At 59.3% G+C, this 1,681-nt stretch carries 2 protein-coding genes and 1 pseudogene; 2 read left to right on the top strand and 1 reads right to left on the bottom strand.

The annotated features are described in order from the left end of the window. Positions 1 to 397, bottom strand: a 397-nt coding sequence (locus tag B7Z76_RS16075; RefSeq protein WP_291345264.1) for a hypothetical protein, incomplete at its 3' end; no start/stop codon positions are given. On the opposite strand from B7Z76_RS16075, the pseudogene B7Z76_RS16070 reads away from it, so the two are divergent. Continuing rightward, positions 335 to 520, top strand: a pseudogene (locus tag B7Z76_RS16070) (multicopper oxidase domain-containing protein); the annotation flags it as partial. The gene B7Z76_RS16075 and the pseudogene B7Z76_RS16070 overlap by 63 nt on opposite strands. 30 nt (positions 521 to 550) lie before the next feature. Further along, complete coding sequence (locus B7Z76_RS16065; RefSeq protein WP_244890803.1) at positions 551 to 1,681, top strand: multicopper oxidase family protein; 1,131 nt, start codon at positions 551 to 553, stop codon at positions 1,679 to 1,681.

Genomic DNA, 1,681 nt, shown 5'->3' with positions numbered 1-1,681 from the left:
CCTGGCGACGATCCCGACCGAGGCCGTGATTAAGGCCATTGAGGATGAAGGTTACAAAATTCATTGACTGCCCCGAACGCGGGATCGGCTGACCCTTTCGCAGCGTTAACTGCTGAATAAGAAAAAGGATAAGAAGATGACGATGGTTTCCCGCCGCGGCCTTATTGCCGGTGGCCTGACGCTGGGTGCGATGAGCGCGGTTGACGCCCACGCTGCCACGACCACTCGCACAGGACATCGGCTGATCGCCGGAACGCGCAGCCTTGAGGTAAACGGTCGCGCTGCGAAAGTCTTCCGCCTGGCCGACGAGGCTGGACGTCCTGGCCTTGTCCTGGTGCCGGGCGAGCGGTTCCAGGTCGAACTCGCTAATCAGACCGCCGATCACACGATCATCCATTGGCACGGCCAGATCCCGCCTTGGACCCAGGATGGGTTCCCCTGGCCACAGACTCCCCCCCTCGCCCCGGCTACTACACGCACCTATGACTACGTGCCGATCCCAGGGACCTACTGGATGCATTCACATCAGGGCCTGCAGGAGCAAAGTCTGATGACAGCACCGTTGATCGTCCGTGACGCGGCAGAACTGCGCGAGGACCGTCAGGAGATCGTGCTCATGCTGCATGATTTCAGTTTCACGGGGTCGGACGAGTTACTGGCCGGCCTGACTGGACAAACACCTTCCGCGATCCACGCCATGGCGCGCACGAGTGAGAATGCCGCTGCCCCCTCATTAGCACAGATGCCAAGTGAAAATACCAAAGGCATGATGCAAGGCATGCAGGGTATGGGTAATATGATGTCCGGCCATATGGGCGCCATGTCGAAGGACAACGGCATGGGGTCCATGGGCAGCATGACCATGGACCTGAACGATATTGATTATGATGCTTTTCTGGCGAATGATCGTACCCTCCGCGATCCCGAGATTGTTCAGATCGAACGTTCCGGACGGGTCCGACTTAGAATCATCAACGGGGCGTCTTCCAGCCAGTTCTGGATTGATTTAGGCGCGTTGGCCGGTCATGTAGTGGCTGTCGACGGTCATCCGGTGCATCCGGTGGCTGGGCGACGCTTTCCTCTGGCGATCGCACAGAGGCTCGACATCCTGGTTGATCTGCCAAGTACCGGCGCATTCCCTATCCTCGCCCGGCTTGAGGGCACACGGCGGCGCACCGGGATTGTGCTGGCGACGCCTGGGGCGCCGGTTGCCCGCATCGAGGAAACCGGGCTCGACAAGATGCAACCGATCGACAATTCTCTGGAAACGCGGTTAACCGCACGTGCTCCGCTTTCACCTCGAAAGCCCGACCTTGTGCACCGGATAGTCCTTTCGGGCGACATGAAACCCTATTCCTGGTCACTGAACGGGGAAAACTGGCCACACATCACGCCGCTGATGCTCCAGAAGGGCCAGCGTGTGGAAATCGAGATGGTCAATCATTCGATGATGGCGCACCCGATGCATCTGCACGGTCATGCATTCCAGGTCATCGCGGTGAACGGTCGACCGATCCAAGGCGCCATGCGAGACACTGTGCTGGTTACGCCGATGATGGGCAGCGTGCGGATTGCGTTTGAGGCCAACAACCCTGGGCGTTGGCCGCTCCACTGCCACAATCTCTACCACATGACGACGGGCATGATGACCGAGGTTCGCTACGACAGCATCAAGGTCTAG

It is taken from the genome of Acidiphilium sp. 20-67-58, from assembly GCF_002255515.1.
Taxonomy (GTDB): domain Bacteria; phylum Pseudomonadota; class Alphaproteobacteria; order Acetobacterales; family Acetobacteraceae; genus Acidiphilium.
Note: the sequence above shows the minus strand (reverse complement) of the source record. Positions and strands in the feature narration are given on the sequence as shown.